This window comes from Candidatus Saccharimonadia bacterium, from assembly GCA_035544015.1.
GTDB lineage: Bacteria > Patescibacteriota > Saccharimonadia > UBA4664 > UBA4664 > UBA5169.
This window is the reverse complement of sequence record DATKIP010000012.1, coordinates 33,551-51,529: the sequence shown is the minus strand read 5'-3', so window position 1 is coordinate 51,529 and position 17,979 is coordinate 33,551. Positions and strand designations below refer to the sequence as shown.

Here is a 17,979-nt window from a genome sequence, read left to right as displayed (position 1 = left end):
CTATGGAATTATTGGTTGATTTGCATGTTCACTCGCATTATTCTCGGGCGACGAGCCGCGATAGTACGCTGGAAGGGCTGTACCGGTGGGGGAAAATCAAGGGGATTTCGGTGATTGGGACCGGGGATTTTACGCACCCGGAGTGGTTTTTGGAGCTGCGCGATAAGCTGGTGCCGGCGGAGGCGGGGTTGTTTGCGTTGCGGGAGGAATTGGCCGCGCCGATAGACGCGGAATTGCCGGAGAGCGTACGCGGGAACGTAATCCGGTTTGTGCCGAGCGTGGAGATTAGCACGATTTACTCGCGGGGTGGCAAGGTGCGGAAGGTGCATCAGCTGGTGATAGTGCCGAGTTTTGAGGCGGTGGGGCGGATTAACGCGCGGCTGGAGCGGATTGGGAATTTGAAGGCGGATGGGCGGCCGATTTTGGGCTTGGATTCGCGAGAATTGTTGCGACTGGTGCTGGAGGAGGAGTCGCGGGCATTGTATGTGCCGGCGCATATCTGGACGCCGTGGTTTGCGGTGTTTGGGTCGAAGAGCGGATTTGACTCGCTGGAGGAGGCGTACGGGGAGCTGGCGGGCGAGGTGCGGGCGGTGGAGACGGGGCTTTCGAGCGATCCGAGCATGAACTGGCGGGTGGCGAATTTGGACGGGCGGGCGATTATTTCGAACTCGGACGCGCATTCGCCCGGGAAGCTGGGGCGGGAGGCGACGGTGGTGCGCTCGGAGTTGAGCTTTGAGGCCGTGATGGGGGCGATGAAGACGAATGATGAACGGCTGGTGGGCACGATTGAGTTTTTTCCCCAGGAGGGCAAGTATCACTACGATGGGCACCGGGTGTGTGGGGTGCGGTTTACGCCGGAGGAGACGCGGGCACACGGCGGGATGTGCCCGAAATGCGGGAAGCCGCTGGTGGTGGGTGTGGATTATCGAGTGGGTGAGCTGGCGGCGCCGGAGCGTCCGGAAGGGTACGAGCCGGTGGGCGCGAAGCAGGTGGAGTATATTATTCCGCTGGGGGAGGTGCTGGCGGAGTTGCGCGGGGTGAAGGGCGCGAGCGGCCGGGCGGTGGTGGAGGAATACCACCGGCTGATACGGGCGCTGGGACCGGAGTTTGGGATTTTGCGCGGGCTGCCGGTGGAGCAGATACGGGCGGTGAGCCGGCCGGTGGCGGAGGCGGTGGAGCGCATGCGCCGTCGTGATGTGTATTTGGAGCCGGGGTATGACGGCGTGTTTGGGGTGGTGAAAGTGTTTCGCGATGGGGCGGAGCGGGCGGAGACGCTGGACCAGTTGAGTTTGCTGTAGGGGGCCAGCCGATCCGGAGTGGGCCCGGATCGGCTGGCGGTAAGAGAGGCGGCGTGGTGGTGGCGTTAGCCGGCGATCGACTTGACGAAGCTGGCCAGCTCGTTGGCCGCCGTCTCGATGCCCTGGAACGCGGAGTTGATTACGCCGCCGGCGTCATTGGGCGAGCTGAGGACGAAAAACACCACGAAAGCGATACCGATCCAAGTGAGTGCTTTTTTGGCATTCACAGCCACGGTCTCCTCTGTGCGAACTGTGCTCCGAAAGGAGCCCCACTCGGGTGAGCGGGAAATACTATTGTGTTGCTTTTTTGGGATGAGCGCAAGGTTTGATCGGTGGATAGGGTGCTTGTGGGAGCGGTCGGATCTTTGTGCTGGAGATCCGACCGCTCCTGGCCGCCTAGCGGGGTTATCTTGTCAGGCGGGGTGGTTGTAGTCGGCGATTACGGCGGCGACGGGTTTGGGCTCCTTGCGTGCCGTGAAAATGCCGAAGGCGCTCGGTGGGTCGTCGGTGAGCGCGTACCAGTAGAGGGCTGTAATGTAGTTGTGCTCCGGAGTGGCGAGCAGGTTCATGGCGGCTCGTAGGATGGGGGCCTGCTTAGGGGTCTGGTCGCTGCCGATCTCGGTGATGAAGATCGGAATGTCTGCTCCACCTTGGCTTACCAGGTAGTCGCGGACGAGGTACATCTGGCCCCAGCCGTTGTTGCCGCTGCGTCCCTGGCGCGGCAGGTTCGGGGTGGTGTAGGGATGTACCGATACGGCGTCATAGGTGCCCTTGCCCCCGGCTTGGTCGACGGCTGCCAGGTACCGGTCGGGACGATTGGGGTCGTTGCTGGCTTGGGGAGGAAAATCGGCTCCGTATACGAGATAGGCGTTCCGAGCCTGCTTGCGGGCCTCCCGAAGCATGTTGGCGTAGAGCGCTGGGCCGATCTTTCGCTGCGCTTCGTTCCAGAGCTGAAGCTTGGGCGAGAAGTTCTTGTATCGTGACCACAGAGCGCCGACGAAGCGGCCGAAGTCGGCGGCGCCTTGGTTTTGGCCGGCGTGGCCTGGCTTGCCTGGAGCGCAATGCGGGTTTTTGGCGCGACGGCTGCACGCGGGATCGCCGGTTTCCCAGCTCGGCGCGTAGGCCACGAGTAGCAGGGCGCTGATGTTGTGCTCGGCCAGACCCCGCATGGCGAGGTCGAGGTCGCTCCAGTCGTAGCGGCAGCTGCTGGTCTCGATGAGGTACCACGGCACATCGAACCTGACTTCGGTGATGTGCTCGCGTGCGAGAAGATCCAGCCGCTTGGTGATTTCCTGGCTGGTCTGCTTCACGAAGTACGTGCCGATCCCGACCGTCTTGACATTGTGGCCGACGCCAGAGGGAGGTGCGGATACCTTCCATGGCGCGGCGAGGGCTGCTGGCGCCGGGCAAGCGTTGTTGTCGTCCGGCGGAATCGTGGTGGTGCTGCAGCCGGCGAGGAGGCCGGCGGCTGCCACCGTTACGGCAAGCCTTGCTTGCTAGTAGGGGGCGGGTGGACCTGGGCATTGGGCTCCCTTCGGAGCGGTTCGAGGGCGGTTCTTGGTACGCGAATAGGTGCTTCGCGTGTCCCACAAATTAGTTATAGCATGTTGAAGGTTCGGCAAATGTTAGGCCAGGGCGATGATGGCTACGCCTACTATCATGGCTGCAGCCGCGCCCTTCTCTAGCCGAGTGAGGCGCTCGTGGAACATGAATGAACCGAGCAGGGCCGAAATGAGCGCCGTGGAGTTGCTGAGGGCGGCCACGATGCCAACGTTGAAGTAGCGGACGCCGAGGGTGAAGGCGACGGTGCCGGTGCAAATTAACGCCGCGTTGAGGATTACCGGAGTCCGGAGAGCGTCGCGCAGCGGGATGGGGCGGCGCGACAGCCAGAGATGGACGCCGGCGGCTACGGTGACGCCGATTTCCACCAGCAAGGCCGATAGCCAGGGACCGAGGGTTGTGGTGACGGACACGAGAAAGAAATAGAACAGCCCCCAGCCGACGGTGGCAATGAGAGCGTAGGGGATGCCGCTGGAGCGTTGGAGCAGGTTGGATTGCCGCCAGTTTTTGAAATCCACTGAGACGGCGACATTGGCTACGATGATGACTACAATCGCCACCCATTGGAGGGTGTGAATACTGGTATGGAGAAATATGTACGCGAGCAAGACGGTGATGAGTGGCGAGGTGCCGGCAATGGGGGCGACGATGCCGAGACGGCTGATCTTGATGCCGTGAGTGAAGGCTAATACCGGGAGGTACCCGGCTACTCCGAGGGCGACGGTGGCGAGCATTACAACCCAGCTGTGAGGTTGCATAAGGCTTGGGAGAGCCGCAATCGTCAAAATTGCGACAATGGTTAAGCCGCGCAAAAACAGTGTTTGGGCGGCTCCGAGGCTCTTCGAAAGGGGTTGTGAATATGCATTGGCAAATCCGTAGGCGAGCATGGAGATGAGCCCAAGGGCTATGGAGAGGGGCAGGATCATACCGCTAGTATAGCGGATAGGCGGGCTCTAGCTGCGATCGCGTCCTCAGTTGATAATGGCATCTTTATCTATACCCAATTCGTCAGCTAGCTTCAAAAAGCTATTGTGCAAGGAATTTAACTGATTCGTTGTACTATATTTGGTAACCTTTTCCCGGTATAGCCTCCTTAGAAAAGCCTGCAGTTCCGCCGGTATTTCTTTTGGACCCGGGGCGCCACCTAAGGCGTACAAGTCACTAATGGTTTCGAGAATCTCTCGAGCCAAGCCATGAGATGGGTAGCCACCCTCAATTTTCTCGGTTTCGTGGCTCAACCCAGATACTACCTGGGCGACAGCGACAGCGCTATCATACCCAATCGCTTCCAGATGCTCGCGTACTTCCGGCTGGGCGTTCGCGTCGCCTGCTATCGAGTTGAGACAGCGTAGCTCGAGGGAGCCCGCTTCAAGGCCACCTCGCTCGATAGTTGTCTTAATTCTTTGCGCCAAGGGTAATACTATTGATTGAACAGCCTCGAATGCCTTCACTGGGCTTGCTGTTGAGCCGGGATAGTCGCTTATGAATGCGTAGGTGGCCAAATTCCCAGCCGGCGTATCGCGTCCGATGAGTTTGCCAAGGAGCTCGACATTCCCCATGGCAGCCACCGACTTGAGCCTTGTACGGATAGGGCTGTCGGGCTGCATTGCGGCATCCAATACGAATGCCTCGGCATCTATTAAATTCGCTACCGCATCAGGTTCGGACGCCTCATTATCTAGGCGTGCCTCTATGTCCCTTACTGCGGTTTGAGCCGCCCCTGCTATATCTGGATTTCCCATAATCTCAAGGCTGAATGGCTTTGAGGCCTTTGCCCACGTACTAGCCTGGTGAAGCGTGGCACCATATTCAGCTCCAGCTGTCGGCTCGCTTGCTTGATTTTGCCCAATTGCTGTTAATTGACTCATGGACCAAGACTTATAGGCATTGAAATCGGTGAATTCCACTTGCGCCGTGGGCGCTTCAGTATCCGAGTGCCTTGGTTCTCGTGGAGTCGTTTGATCTATAAAGCGCTTGTGCAGGATGGCCTCTGCATTTGCGGGTAGTTCGCCGGTCCAACGCGCGCGCATCCATTCAGAGTTGGAGAGTCCCAGTTCCCGTGCCTCACTAGCGTCAAATTCGGGTGATGGACCTATCCCTTCGGGCATGCGACATAGCTTTCATTCGTACGAGGATTATATCAGATGAGAGCCTTGTGACTGGTTAATCAAAGATTCAAATACAAGGGAAGCTTATTCGTCAAATTGACGATTAGTCCTAAGCTCATTTCCGCGTGCGGACAGTTGACCGTAGAAGGCCAACCAGGGCCGCCGCTCCCCAGAGCAAGGCGAGCCAGGGTAATTCGGCTGGTAGGTGGTTCCATTTGAAGAAGAGCCAGGGTCCGAGCGTAAAGATGATGAGGGCGGTGATTAGCCGCTTCAAGAAGACTGATCGATGAAGGAGCGTTCGCGGGTCAAGCGGCTGAGGGTGCTGGTATTCGTCAATGGTTCGGACGAGTCCGGCCGCACCTAGAAAACTTAGGCCGTAAATCCACACTGAAGAACCTCTATCGCCGGTCGGCAGGAGTGTGACTCCACTTAAATACGCTAACAGCATCACCCATCCGGTTCGATTGAACATCCGGTAGGCGGACAATATGACTTTGCGGGGAGTGGAAGAGGAGCTGCTCATAGGGGTTTGCTAATCGCGGCGCCCGTCTGTGGATCGAGTTGCCATAAATGCTTCTTTCGTGGGTCAAATAATGTCGTGTACCCTGCTTTTGACTCGGCCCTGATTGCTCTAGCCATGCCAATCCCAATAGCGATGAGCGCCAGCCCGCCGCTTATCCCGATGACTGCAAAGACTATCATGATCGGCCATCGCAGGGGGTTTCCGCCCAATATCCAGGCGGCGGCCGGAACGCCGAGTAGCTCGAGCAAGCAGATTGGCAGATCTATCATTTGATATTTCATCCATGAGAGAGCTGCGTGTCCGGAGATGAGCTGAGGAGGGCTGTCCGCGGTTAATTTACCTGCTACAAAACGATACGGGCAAGTGCAACGAGAGCAATTGCTGCCCAAAACCCATTTAAGACAACAGATTGCTTGACTCCTTTTAGCGCCGAAATTGCGATTATTCCAGCCGCTCCGGTTAGATTCAGCAACTGATAGAGTGCACTGTCTGCTGCAACTATCTTGAAACTTACCAACGCGTAAGCCAGTACAATGGCGACGGTGCCATACCAGCCAGCAAATTCGATAAGCTTCCGGTTCATGACAAAAGTATACTACGTTGGGGCAAGCAACTTAAAAACGGCTCCTGGAAGCCGTTTTTGTTGATAAATCCTTGGTGGAGCATGCCGGGCTCGAACCGGCCACCTCCTGCTTGCAAAGCAGGCGCTCTACCAAATGAGCTAATGCCCCAGGGAAACGAACTGGCGCCTAGCGCGTATTGCGGTGTCGAGTCTTGCGCTCCTCGCTCAACGTACGGCTGAGTACGTTTCACTCCGGTGCTCGCCTCTCCTTGCACTACCCACTAGGCGCCAGTTCGTAATAGGGAAAATTAAAATTGCATGGTGGGCTTGGCAGGACTCGAACCTGCGACCTCGTCATTATCAGTGACGCGCTCTAACCAGCTGAGCTACAAGCCCGCGAGGGCAATGATGGTACGATTAACTTCAATATTTAAGCATAATTTGGTGATGCGAGCAAGTGATGTGGTGGCATAAAAGTCATTGGGCGATTTTATGAACGAGAATCTGGTTCTTAGGTGATGCGGGGTTGGAATTTTTGTGAATATTGACGAAAAGGCATAACCGGCGTACGATAATATTCCAAGGACGTCAGGGGCGTCCCAGTACTCTCAAAGTCTCCCGAGAATTTCGGGACCTAGTCCGAAAGGGCGTGATTGCATGACGATGGTCGAGCCACATCGGGCCTTCGTTGGTGCAGAGTCAGTCCCGGCTCAGCCGGAAAAGGTGAGCCTGCCGGCGAACCTGTGGGCAGCCGTGTGCAGCGCACTCAATGGTCCGGCGACGGGTCGCGAGGAGCTGGCGGATCGCATCAGGCGGTTGCTCGATGACTGCTCACTGCGAAGCAGGGTAACGATGGCAGAAGCCATCATTTACCGGACGGCGCCGGGCTATCTGGATGCCAAGGACGAGCTTCGTTCCCTGCAATGCCAGCTCAGCGATCTCGAGCGGCTCCAGGGGGAGGTCATGCCGGTGGTGATCCAGCTTCTTTCGGCTGGTGTTCTGGCGCCCGGTTCCCGGGGTATCGAGAAAGGCCCCGCGTGGCCTACGCCTTTACCTCCCGTCTGACGTTTGTCTCCATTGCTTCGGTACCGCCTGGTGTGGCGGCGGGCAGGAACACTGTCCGCCGCCAGGGGTTGGGCGGCAAGTCCGCGTCTGATGTCTGCCTGCCCATTTGGTTTAACCAAGTGGGCGTGTTTCGTTTTTGGGGTGGGATTGAAAGGGGTCCGGCCGTCATGACGACGGCCGGACCGGACGGACGGGTCAGGGCTGAGCTGGGTGCAGCAGGTATCGGCGTAGCATGAGGACGCCGAGGCCGGCCAGGACGAGGTAGGCCACACCGGAAACGCACAGGGCGCCGAGTAACGAGCGGTCGGCGATGATTCCGAGTGGCCAGACGAGGGCGGCGTAGACGAGATTTTCGCCCATGGTGCGCACGGACGAAAACGTGGCCAGCCGGTCGGGTCGGACGAGGCGCCGGATGCGGTCGGCGTTGAGCGGGTACTGAGCGGCCCGGACGTAGTAAAACGCCAGGATTAGCGCAATGGTGAGTGGTGACGGGGCGAGCACCGACAGGAGCGCGTAGGTGGCGGTGGTGATGACCACGAGATCTCGGCAATCGCGCCATAGCCCCGGCTTGGCGGGGCTTGTGAGCTGGTCGCGCCGGCGCCGGCGTTCGGCCAGACGCCGAGAGGGTTCGAGTGATGCCAGGAGCCCCGCCCATAGCAGACCCGACCACACCGCGCCGATGTGGGCTGCCCCGAAGTATGGCTGAGTGAGCCACACCATGGTGTGGGTGGCGCTGCCGATGGCCATGGCAAACCACAATTGCCACCAGAGTGCGCGGTTGTTCCAGCATTCGGCGAGGGTGGCGCGCAGGTCGCTCCAGCCGGCTGTCGACCTACGGGCCCGAGGCGGTTCTTCGTGTAGCCGGAAGGCCTCGGCGGTCAACCAGGCATATACGAGAACCTGCAGGACCATGGGTGTGCGCAGGTCGGCATGGACGAAGTACACGAGGCCAAAGGCGGTGAGGGCACCGATGGCTTCCACGCCGCCCTCGATGCCCATCAAAGTGCTTTGATAACGGTGATAGGCGTCCTCGGCTTGAGCGGCATGGCCGGAGGCTTCGAGGCTGTCGTTGGCCAGCGAGTCGTCGGCGCCGCTGATGAAGGCGGCTCCGATGGCAATGAGGATCTGGGCCGCCACGAAGACCGCGAAGCCGCCGCCGGCGGCATAGAGCACGAATCCCATGAGGCAGCTCAGGCCGCCGATGATGATGCTGCGTTGCCGGCCGAAGGTGTCGGCGAAGTAGCCGGTGGGAACGAGCGTGAGCGCGGCCGCGAGCCCGGCGATGGCTTGGAGGGCCGTGATTTGGCTGAGGCTGAGCTGATTTTGCCTGAGCCACGGGACGGCGTAGCCAACGAACGGGCTGACGGAGTTCAGGCCGCGGATCTTTTGGAGCAGGCGGAGGTTGCGGACATGTGGATTCAACGGGCACCAGGCCTTCGAAGGCGGGTTCGAACTTCGGGACCGGGCTACTATAATATGCCTTAGACATTTTTGGAATGCTTGCGCGGTCGGAGCGGAGGAGGGACAATTTGGGCTAGAAGGAGCCACGCCATGAAGATTACGAAATTGGGTCACGCTTGTTTAGTGGTGGAAGAAGGGGAGGCCCAGATTTTGATCGACCCGGGGGCATACTCGCAGGGATTCGAAGGCCTGCGTGAGCTTGATGCGGTGCTTGTAACGCATCAGCATGCGGATCATGTGACGCCGGAAGCGTTGGCTAAGATTCGGCAAAATAATCCGGGGATCGCGGTGTACGCGGATGAGGGGACGGTGGAGGTAATGGCCGGCCGCGGAGATGTGGACGTGAAGCCGGTGCACGCCGGGGAAGAATTTGACGTGGCGGGCGTGAAGGTGAAGGTGTTTGGGAGCGACCATGCGGTGATCCACCCGACGATTCCGGGAATTGAGAATGTGGGCTATATGATAGCGGCGCGGTTTTTCTACCCGGGTGACAATTTTACTCAGCCCGGAGACCCGGTGGAGGTGTTGGCGCTGCCGTTTGGGGCGCCCTGGCTGAAGGTGAGTGAGGTTATTGACTACGTGATGGCGGTGAAGCCGCTGGTGGCGATTCCGGTGCACGACGCGGTGCTGGCGATACCGCAGATGAATGTGGCGATTGTGAAGCGGTTTACGGACCCGGCGAGCATCGAGCTGCGGGTGGTGGAGAACGGGACGACGACCGAGGTTTAAGCCGCCGCCGGTTTGATGTTGGCGTTTTGATTGAAGAGGTTCTCGGGATCGTACGCGGCTTTGACGGTGGCCAGGCGAGCGTAGGTGGCGGGCGGATAGGCGGCGGCTACGCTGGCGGTGTCGACTGCGGTTTGGAAATTAATGTAGGCGCCGTGGGCGAAGGGCTGTAGGGGGAGCCAGGCGGCTTGGCTGATACGTCGGGCCTCGGCGTCGGTGGTGGCGGTGGGTACGAGTGACGCTGCCATGATGAATGCCTCGTACTCGCGATGGGCAAAGGCTGTGGCTTCGGGGCTGACCCGGGCAACGGCGCCATCGAGGCTGCGGATTTGCACAATGGGGGTGCCCGGCTTGCCGTAGGCGGCGGCGATGACTGCTATGACATCGTCGCTGAGGGTTTTGATGAAGCCGTCTTGGGTGGTAGCTCTGAAATCCGCCGACGGCGGCTTGGCGTCCTCGAGCATCTCGTGATACGGCTTCTTTTGGATGGTTTGGTGCTGGAGCGTGCCAAGTTCGAGGAGGGGCTTGATGGCGTGGTTGGCCCCAGCTTCGTCTTCACCGCCGTAGCAGATGCCGAGCATGATCTGGGGTGGCATTTGGGGGCCGAAGCCGGGCATGATGGTGAGGGTGGAATTGAGCTCTTCGGGGGCGATGCGCAGGTAGGCGGCCCAGCCTTGCAATACTTGTTTCATTTCGGCGACGGGGTAGGTGGCCAGGCCGCCGACGATGGTGATGAGTGGGTGGGCGCGGAAGTCGAACGACGTGACGACGCCAAAATTGCCGCCACCGCCGCGGATGGCCCAAAACAAATCGGGGTACTCGGTGGCGCTGACGCGCAAGCTGCGGCCGTCGGCGGTGACGATTTGGGCGGCTTCGAGGCTGTCGATGGCCAGGCCGTATTTGCGGACTAGCCAGCCGATGCCGCCGCCGAGCGTGAGGCCCCCGACGCCGACGGAATTGGTGTCGCCGGACGAGAGGCCGAGGCCGCGAGTGCCGAGCTCGGCGGCTACCGCGCCCCATTTGGCGCCGCCGCCGATGCGGACTAGGTGTTGTCGCGGATCGAGGATTTCTATTTGGCTGAGCGGCGAGAGGTCGATGACGAGGCCGCCGTTGTTGGTGGAGAGTCCGCTGAAGCTGTGGCCGCCGCAGCGCACAGATAAGGTGAGGGTGTGGTCGCGGGCAAATTTAATAGCGCTAGCGACATCTTCATCGCTGGCACATTGGACAATAACGGCTGGGCTGCCGGTGTGATTGAAGCCGCGACGCAGCTGGGCGTATTGGGGGGAGGTGGGCAGGACAACCTGGCCTTTGATACGGTCTTTCAATGGAGCTAGTGTTTGTTCGTTCATGATGTGGTTCGCCTTACGTTCGTATTTGGTTTGATTTTAGCAGTTTTGAGATTGATTTTGGGGTGGACAATAATGGCTTGGGTTGGCCCGCCCTCGCTGGTGTGCGAGGGACGGGCCGGCCGCACTGCGGCCACAGGTTCGTGGCTGCAGTGCGGGGTGCCACCTACGCGTAGGTGGCGGTGATGGTGCCCGTGCCGGGGGCGACGAGGGCGACCGAGGTGCCGTCGATGGTCTGGACCGAGAACGGCAGCGTGGTGGTGCCACGCTTGATGCCGGTGAGGGTCTTGGTGCCGTACTTCACCGGGAGTGTCATCAGCAGGTTGGTCGCGGAGTTCGCGACCGCGAAGCTGATGGTGGAAGCGGCGTACGTGGGGTTGGCCACGCCCGTCGCCGCCCGGGCCGTCATGAAGGCCTGGGCCTGAGCCGCGGAGATCACCGGGATGTCGGCAGCGGCTGCCGTTGCCCACACGTTGTTGTACAACGTGGTGGACTCGGGCCAGCCGTCCTCGTGGGCCAGGGCGGTGAAGTACCCGCGGAAGCCCAGCGGACCGGTGGCGTTTGCCACCAGATCGTCGAGCTTGTCGATCTGTCCGGTGTTCTCGTCCGTGACCTGGGTCAGGAACTGATTCACCCCGGACAGCACACCGTTCGCATCGGTGTATTGCATCGGGATCGCCGAACTGCCGAGGTTGCACGGTCCGGTGGTCGGGATGTACTCCGCCGGCCAGCACGAGGTGCTGGTGTCGGCGGTGAGCCCGCTCGCTCGCTCCGCCTGGGCGGCGGTGTTGTACGAGTCGGTGCCCGGCCATGCGTAGCAGTGGGTTCGGGTCGAGGTGGGCGGGTGGGCCCCCGTGGTGAGGGGGTACTGGGCCGTCAGCCCGGCCATGGTGGCGGTCACGAGCGACGTGGCGTCGGCCAGGCTGGTGGCCTGGGCGCAGTTGCCGCTGCTCGTGGCGATGTGGGGACCGATCTCGGCCCCGTTGTCGGTCGCGGTCTTGAGGGCCGCGTCGGTGATGCTGGTGTTCGGGTAGAGGTAGGTCGTGTCGCGAGCACACGTCCAGGCCGCTACCGTGCAGCCGGCTGGGCTGTGGTTGGCGACGAGGTCGTTGTATCGTATCGGCCCGCCGGAGTGGTTATCGGCGGTGAGGATGACCGCGGCGTCGATGCGGCCGCCCGCGTGCCCGGTAGTGCCGGGATACGACGGGAACAGCCACTTGCTCGGCGCCGGGAACTTCCCGGTCTGCTGGATCTGGTTGCCCAGGAGCCGCAGCTGCAGATCGGCCTGGGGTACCGCGACCTTGTTGGGGTTGAGGTAGTCCTGGAACCGGTCGACGAGCCGCGGGACGACCGTGGCGGTGTTGAGCTGCGAGACGCCGGTGGCGCCCACCAGGGCTGGATTGCCGAAGCGGGTGTAGGCCACGGACTTGCTGAGGTCGAACAACCAGGCCGAAGCGAGGCTGGCGCCCGTTCCCACCGGCCTCGCTGTAACCGCGGGGAAGGTGGTGGGGGTGCTGGCGTCGCTCCAGATGGTGGCGACGGCGCGCGTTCCCGAAAGGAGCGCGTGCTTGTCGGCCACGCCGTGGTACTGCAACGGCTGGGGGTCGTTGCCGAGACCGGGCGCTTGGGTGGTGTCGATGCCCACGTACGCGTCGGGCAGGATGCCCGTGCGCGGGCCGAGCCCCAACAGGGTGTTGAGGTTCTCCTTCGGCCTCATCGCGATGAAGTGGTTGCCGGACGTTCCGGTCAGCCAGTTGTTCACCAACGTGATCTGCGCGCTCGTGAGGAGCACGCCGTCACCCAGAACCACGGTGTGGTACGGGGTGAGCACGCTGGCGGTCGTGAGGTTGGCGGCGTCGGTGCGCGTGCAGGTGTAGCCCTGGGTGGGCAACAGTGCGTCGCAGACGTCGTCGGTCCACGCGTTGGTGGGGTCGGTCAGCACGAGCACCGAGCCCGCGCCCACTGTGCCGGTCCGCGGGGCGGGCTGGGTGGTGGACTGCGTGCCGGTGGTGCTGAACGTGACGTCGACGCCGTAGTCGCCATCGGCGGTACCCTTGAGGGGCACCGTGGCGGCGGCCGCGTAGGTGTAGACGCCGTTGTTGCCGGCCGGTGCCGACAGCGGCGGGTTGGACATGCCGCTGCCGAGGTCGGCCGCGTAGGCGTAGTTGCCGCCTGCCGACCAGTTGCTCACGATGTACGTGACGCCGGCCTCGATCGGCACCGGGTTGGTCAGGACCAAGTCCTGCCAGCCGGAGGCGGTTTCGACGTAGGTGCCCGATGCCAGCAACGAGTGCTGAACATTGGTAGCCCACAGCGAGCCGATGTGCACACCGGTGTTGCCGGCGCCCTTGTAGAAGCGCAGGCCGGTGATGTACCCGGAGGTACTGCTGGTGAACTTCATGCCGGTGGCCACGGCGCTGGCGTCGTGGACGTTCGGCGTGGTGGGCAGCCAGGCGTCGGCGTGCACGTGCGTGCCCGACGGGGGTGGCGGCGGCGGAGCTGAGGCGCCCGGCGTGTAGACCGGGTCGACCCAGTAGTTGCTGCCGCTGGTGGTGTTGGCCGGGAACGCGCTGGTGGCGCCGCTGACGGTGGGGTACTTGTAGAGCCCGTTTCCGCCGACGGTGCCGCTGGCTGGTTCGGTCAGATCGCCGGCCGCGCTGGTCTTGGCGCTGTTGAGGTTGCCAGGATTGCTGGGACCATCATAGGCGTATTGACCATGCGGGGCGAGGTACGACACCACGTAAGTGGTGCCGGCCGTGACGTTGACGGGCGCCAGGGCGCCGCCGGGGGTGGTGAAGTTGACGGTCTGCCAGCCGGTGCTGGCGAGTCCCGTCACGCTGCCGGTGGCGAGGAGGGTTCCGCTGCTCGTCCACAGGTGGACGTAGTAGGTCCCCGTCGCGTCGGCGAGGTGGTAGAAGTGGCCACCGTCGAAGGTTCCGGTGGTGGCCGGGACGACCTTGGCCCCCACCTCCACAGCGGCGGTGTCGGGCAGGTAGCCGGCCGTGGTGGGGACGTTGGCGGCGGTGTAGATGGTCTCGGTCGTGGCCGCGTGCGCAGCCGGGATGGACAGCCCCAGAGTGCCAAGTGCGAGAACTAACAACGCCGCAAAGCGTCGCCCCGCACGAGCCCCCCTGGAGGACCGTCGTGTTGACGAGTTCGTCGTCATGGACAGGCCTTCCTTTGTCAAGGTGGAAACGCGCCGTCGGGTTGACGGCACTACTGCAATTATGACCTTTTTGTTGAATTTGGTCAAATTTTGTGAAATTTGCTCTTGATTTATCGATAAACACCCCATTTGTGGTTGTTTGCAAAAACCCCTTGACCAGCCTCGTTGCATCTGATAATCTGATTGAGTTACTTCGAGGGCTCATATGAGTAGACAGTTAGGTTTAAGCGGAGAAACCCACTAGAACTATCAACTGTCTTTTATCATGTGGGCTCCGCAGAATCGCAAGGGTTTCGCGGAGTAGTTTTTTTGAAAACCGAAGATGAATGGGTAAGGTCGAGCGTCGCAAGACGTGAGATCATACAAACAATTTCACCATTTTCGAAACCACCGCCGAGGTGGCTAGAAATGGCGACTAGCAGCTGCAAACTGCTAGTCAAACATGGTTCCGTGGTAGTTCCTTAAGCTATCATGGGCCAACGTAAGAAAGTTACTTAAGGGCACATGACGGATGCCTTGACGTAAAGTACCGATGAAGGACGTAGAAGGCTGCGATAAGCCTCGGGGAGCTGTCAATCAAGCTTTGATCCGGGGATTTCCGAATGGGGCAACCCAGCCGTGGTTATACGCGGTTACCATTACCTGAATCTATAGGGTAGTAGGAGGGTACGCTGTGAACTGAAACATCTAAGTAGCAGCAGGAATAGAGAGAAACCTCAATTCCCTGAGTAGCGGCGAGCGAAATGGGAAGAGCCAAAACTTATTTAACTTTCGCAAGTTTACTTGCGAATAAGCTGACAGGCGAATGTTAAATAGGGGTTGTGAGATTACAGATGACCAATAAGGAGCGTTTTAGGTTTACCTAGAGCGGTCCTTATTGCGACGGAGGCGCTGTCTACGCGCCGGTAAGGTTAGAAAGTTAAAGGTTAGTGGAACAAGCCGGAATGCTTGGCCAAAGAGGGTGAAAGCCCCGTACGCGAAAATCTTTAGCCCTTATATCTGTTTTCTCGAGTAAGCCGGGACACGTGAAACCCTGGCCGAATCCGGAAGGACCACCTTCCAAGGCTAAATATACTTTACGATCGATAGCGAACAAGTACCGTGAGGGAAAGGCGAAAAGAACCCCGGAAGGGGAGTGAAATAGAACCTGAAATCATGTGCCTACAATGAGTCGGAGCTGCGCTCTTCACTGAAAGTGAGAGTGGCATGTTCGCAGACAGCCGCACGAGTCCTACCAAGTTCCAGGTAGGTGCGTGGCGGCAGCTACAATATCTGCGCAATATGCTGCGCTCGTCGTTAGTGATGAGCGTGGTGACGGCGTGCTTTTTGTAGAACGATCCAGCGAGTTAATTTTGTGTGCGTTAGGTTAAGTCAAATGACGGAGCCGTAGTGAAAGCGAGCCTTAATAGGGCGACATAGTACATAGGATTAGACCCGAAACCGGGTGACCTAACCATGGGCAGGTTGAAGCGTAGGTAAAACTACGTGGAGGACCGAACCAGGGAGTGTTGCAAAACTCTTGGATGACCTGTGGTTAGCGGAGAAATTCCAATCGAACTCGGAGATAGCTGGTTCTCCTCGAAATAGCTTTAGGGCTAGCGTCTATAACTACCTCCTGGGGGTAGAGCTCTGTTTAGGTAATGGTCGGCAACGATACTGATCCTTGGCAAACTGCGAATACCGGGAGAGATTACATAGGCAGTCAGAACGGCGGGGCTAAGCTCGTCGCTCAAAAGGGAAACAGCCCAGATCGCCATCTAAGGCCCCCAAGTCTACGCTAAGTGGGAAACGATGTGGAGACGCATAAACAACCAGGATGTTGGCTTAGAAGCAGCCATGCATTTAAAGAGTGCGTAACAGCTCACTGGTCAATTGTGATTCTGCGCGGAAAATATACCGGGGCTAAGCGTAGCGCCGAAGATGCGAATGTGCACCGCAAGGTGTACGTGGTAGAGGAGCGTTCCTCGGGCAGTGAAGTCAGCTTGGAAAGGCTGGTGGAGCGCGGGGAAGTGAGAATGCTGGAATAAGTAACTTTAAGCAGGGTGAGAATCCCTGCCACCGTAAGAGCAAGGTTTCCTGGGCCACGATTATCGTCCCAGGGTTAGTCGGGCCTAAGCCGAGGCGAATAGCGTAGGCGATGGACAACGGGTTGATATTCCCGTACCGGCGATGTTGTTCCTCCACATGACGCGGCATGGTAATCAGAGCGGATTTTCGGCTATATCCGTCTAAGCAGGTAGTCTGTAGCAATACAGGTGAGACGCGAATGAAAGCCCCTTACAGGGTGATTCTGGTGAGCCAAGCTGACAGGAAAAGTAGTGGAGTTAATAGGCATAGCCGCCCGTACCGCAAACCGACTCCGGTGCTCGGGTCGAGTAGACCAAGGTGTACGAGAGAACCCTCGTTAAGGAACTCGGCAATACAGCGACCGTAACTTCGGGATAAGGTCTGCCTCCTTCGGGAGGCCGCAGCAAAAGAGCCCATGCAACTGTTTATCAAAAACACAGGTCTGTGCTAAATCGAAAGATGATGTATACGGACTGACGCCTGCCCGGTGCTGGAAGGTTAAGTGGAGAGGTGCAAGCTTTGAAATGAAGCCCCAGTAAACGGCGGCAGTAACTATAACTGTCCTAAGGTAGCGAAATTCCTTGTCGGGTAAGTTCCGACCCGCACGAATGGCGTAATGATATGGGCACTGTCTCAACGAGGGACTCGGTGAAATTGCAATAGCGGTAAAGATGCCGTTTACCCGCACCAAGACGGAAAGACCCCATGGAGCTTTACTACAACTTGGCATTGGGCCAGGTTGAAGCTTGTGTAGTATAGGTGGGAGGCTTTGAAGCCAGAGCGCTAGCTCTGGTGGAGCCGCAATGTGAAATACCACCCTTGCTTCAATTTTGTCCTAACCAGTACCGCAATTTGCGCGGGAGGCTGGCAAGACAAATGCGAATGCTAGTAAAAGCGAAATATGGATGATCTTTTATCTATAACGAGAACTAACGTTCTCATGTTTTACAAGCAACTACTTGTCTTGTTGGACTTCCTCACGCACAAATTCCGGTACTGGAACAGTGTCTGGTGGGTAGTTTAACTGGGGCGGTTGCCTCCCAAAGAGTAACGGAGGCGTTCAAAGGTTGGCTAGGTACGGATGGAAATCGTATCGATAGTGCAAACGCATAAGCCAGCTTGACTGTGAGGCCTACAAGCCGAGCAGGTACGAAAGTAGGAGTTAGTGATCCGCTGCAAATCTAGAATGTGGAATCTGCAGCGCTCAACGGATAAAAGCTACCCTGGGGATAACAGGCTTATAGCGCCCAATAGTTCACATAGACGGCGCTGTTTGGCACCTCGATGTCGGCTCGTCCCATCCTGGGGGGGAAGCACCTCCCAAGGGTTTGGCTGTTCGCCAATTAAAGGGGTACGCGAGCTGGGTTCAGAACGTCGTGAGACAGTTCGGTCCCTATCTGGTGTGGGCGTAAGGAAATTTGAGAGGATTGGCTCCTAGTACGAGAGGACCGGAGTGAACGAACCTCTGGTGTATCGATTGTTCTGCCAAGGGCATTGTCGAGTAGCTAAGTTCGGTCAAGATAAGCGCTGAAAGCATATAAGCGCGAAACTTACCTCAAGATGAGATTTCCCCATTAGACCCCAGAAAGACTATCTGGTTGATAGGCACTAGGTGTACGCGTAGCAATACGTTTAGCCGAGGTGTACTAATCGGTCGATTGACTTTTTTACACTTTCTCTTTAGCCTTACGCAATTCTGGCTAACGAGAGAGTAAATGTTTGACTAGCAGTTTGTAGCCTCTAGTAGGCAAAATCCATTCATCTTCGACACATCTGGCGCTCCCGTAAGAGCGCCGATCCGGCATCCAGTGCACGCCTATGGCCTCGCACGTATGCCAGACCGGTGCTTTTAGCGCGGGGGATACACTGGTTCCCATCTCGAACACCAAAGTTAAGACCCGCTGCGGCGATGATACTCCTCTGGGGGAAAGTAGCACGGTGCCGGATTATCACAAAACTCTGCGAAAGCGGAGTTTTGTGCGTTTTGATCAGCCATTCCCTTGGATGGCTTTTGGTGTTTGGAGCTTTTGGTGTTGCAGTGGGGAAATTATGGTACCATAAGAATAATTATGTTGAGTCCAGCCCCATTATCTTAAG

Annotated in this window: 11 protein-coding genes, 2 tRNA genes and 2 rRNA genes; 5 read left to right on the top strand and 10 right to left on the bottom strand. The window is 58.9% G+C overall.

Features of this window, described 5'->3' with window-relative positions:
• The first annotated feature begins 2 nt into the window (after nucleotides 1–2).
• Nucleotides 3–1,298, top strand: a complete 1,296-nt coding sequence (locus tag VMT30_00820) for an endonuclease Q family protein (GenBank protein ID HVQ43493.1) — start codon at nucleotides 3–5, stop codon at nucleotides 1,296–1,298.
• 65 nt (nucleotides 1,299–1,363) lie between these two features.
• Here VMT30_00820 and VMT30_00815 read toward each other — a convergent pair whose 3' ends face one another.
• From VMT30_00815 to VMT30_00785, 7 genes are all read right to left on the bottom strand, one after another.
• Nucleotides 1,364–1,525 (bottom strand): hypothetical protein, encoded by a 162-nt coding sequence (locus VMT30_00815; GenBank protein ID HVQ43492.1) that lies wholly within the window; start codon nucleotides 1,523–1,525, stop codon nucleotides 1,364–1,366.
• Between the two features lie 186 nt (nucleotides 1,526–1,711).
• Nucleotides 1,712–2,773, bottom strand: a complete 1,062-nt coding sequence (locus tag VMT30_00810; GenBank protein HVQ43491.1) for a hypothetical protein — start codon at nucleotides 2,771–2,773, stop codon at nucleotides 1,712–1,714.
• A 150-nt stretch (nucleotides 2,774–2,923) separates the two neighbouring features.
• Nucleotides 2,924–3,784 (bottom strand): DMT family transporter, encoded by an 861-nt coding sequence (locus tag VMT30_00805; protein HVQ43490.1) that lies wholly within the window; start codon nucleotides 3,782–3,784, stop codon nucleotides 2,924–2,926.
• A 45-nt stretch (nucleotides 3,785–3,829) separates the two neighbouring features.
• Entirely contained in the window at nucleotides 3,830–4,966 is a 1,137-nt protein-coding gene (locus tag VMT30_00800; protein ID HVQ43489.1) for a hypothetical protein, read from the bottom strand.
• 866 nt (nucleotides 4,967–5,832) lie between these two features.
• The gene (locus tag VMT30_00795; protein ID HVQ43488.1) at nucleotides 5,833–6,072 is read right to left on the bottom strand and encodes a hypothetical protein; all 240 of its coding nucleotides are present in this window, start codon (nucleotides 6,070–6,072) and stop codon (nucleotides 5,833–5,835) included.
• Nucleotides 6,073–6,144: 72 nt separating this feature from the next.
• Nucleotides 6,145–6,220 (bottom strand) — tRNA-Ala (locus VMT30_00790).
• 150 nt (nucleotides 6,221–6,370) lie between these two features.
• Nucleotides 6,371–6,447: transfer RNA gene (locus tag VMT30_00785), tRNA-Ile, on the bottom strand.
• A gap of 261 nt (nucleotides 6,448–6,708) precedes the next feature.
• On the opposite strand from VMT30_00785, the gene VMT30_00780 reads away from it, so the two are divergent.
• The gene (locus VMT30_00780; GenBank protein ID HVQ43487.1) at nucleotides 6,709–7,116 is read left to right on the top strand and encodes a hypothetical protein; all 408 of its coding nucleotides are present in this window, start codon (nucleotides 6,709–6,711) and stop codon (nucleotides 7,114–7,116) included.
• 195 nt (nucleotides 7,117–7,311) lie between these two features.
• Here the strand turns inward: VMT30_00780 and VMT30_00775 are convergent, their stop codons facing one another.
• The gene (locus VMT30_00775) at nucleotides 7,312–8,538 is read right to left on the bottom strand and encodes an MFS transporter (protein ID HVQ43486.1); all 1,227 of its coding nucleotides are present in this window, start codon (nucleotides 8,536–8,538) and stop codon (nucleotides 7,312–7,314) included.
• Between the two features lie 129 nt (nucleotides 8,539–8,667).
• Between VMT30_00775 and VMT30_00770 the strand changes: the two genes are divergently transcribed.
• Entirely contained in the window at nucleotides 8,668–9,306 is a 639-nt protein-coding gene (locus tag VMT30_00770) for an MBL fold metallo-hydrolase (protein ID HVQ43485.1), read from the top strand.
• Here VMT30_00770 and VMT30_00765 read toward each other — a convergent pair.
• Nucleotides 9,303–10,652, bottom strand: a complete 1,350-nt coding sequence (locus VMT30_00765; GenBank protein ID HVQ43484.1) for an FAD-binding protein — start codon at nucleotides 10,650–10,652, stop codon at nucleotides 9,303–9,305. The genes VMT30_00770 and VMT30_00765 overlap by 4 nt on opposite strands.
• Nucleotides 10,653–10,815: 163 nt before the next feature.
• A complete protein-coding gene (locus VMT30_00760) occupies nucleotides 10,816–13,749 on the bottom strand; it encodes a DUF4082 domain-containing protein (protein ID HVQ43483.1) in 2,934 nt (977 codons plus the stop codon).
• A 549-nt stretch (nucleotides 13,750–14,298) separates the two neighbouring features.
• On the opposite strand from VMT30_00760, the gene VMT30_00755 reads away from it, so the two are divergent.
• A 23S ribosomal RNA gene (locus VMT30_00755) occupies nucleotides 14,299–17,553 on the top strand.
• 168 nt (nucleotides 17,554–17,721) lie between these two features.
• Nucleotides 17,722–17,829: ribosomal RNA gene (gene rrf / locus VMT30_00750) — 5S ribosomal RNA — on the top strand.
• Nucleotides 17,830–17,979: the final 150 nt, after the last annotated feature.

Excerpts from the sequence above, each read along its gene's own strand:
- VMT30_00820 (HVQ43493.1), top strand. The coding sequence starts at position 3 with ATGGAATTATTGGTTGATTTGCATGTTCACTCGCATTATTCTCGGGCG.
- VMT30_00805 (HVQ43490.1), bottom strand. The coding sequence starts at position 3,784 with ATGATCCTGCCCCTCTCCATAGCCCTTGGGCTCATCTCCATGCTCGCC.
- VMT30_00800 (HVQ43489.1), bottom strand. The coding sequence starts at position 4,966 with ATGCCCGAAGGGATAGGTCCATCACCCGAATTTGACGCTAGTGAGGCA.
- VMT30_00795 (HVQ43488.1), bottom strand. The coding sequence starts at position 6,072 with ATGAACCGGAAGCTTATCGAATTTGCTGGCTGGTATGGCACCGTCGCC.
- VMT30_00780 (HVQ43487.1), top strand. The coding sequence starts at position 6,709 with ATGACGATGGTCGAGCCACATCGGGCCTTCGTTGGTGCAGAGTCAGTC.
- VMT30_00770 (HVQ43485.1), top strand. The coding sequence starts at position 8,668 with ATGAAGATTACGAAATTGGGTCACGCTTGTTTAGTGGTGGAAGAAGGG.
- VMT30_00765 (HVQ43484.1), bottom strand. The coding sequence starts at position 10,652 with ATGAACGAACAAACACTAGCTCCATTGAAAGACCGTATCAAAGGCCAG.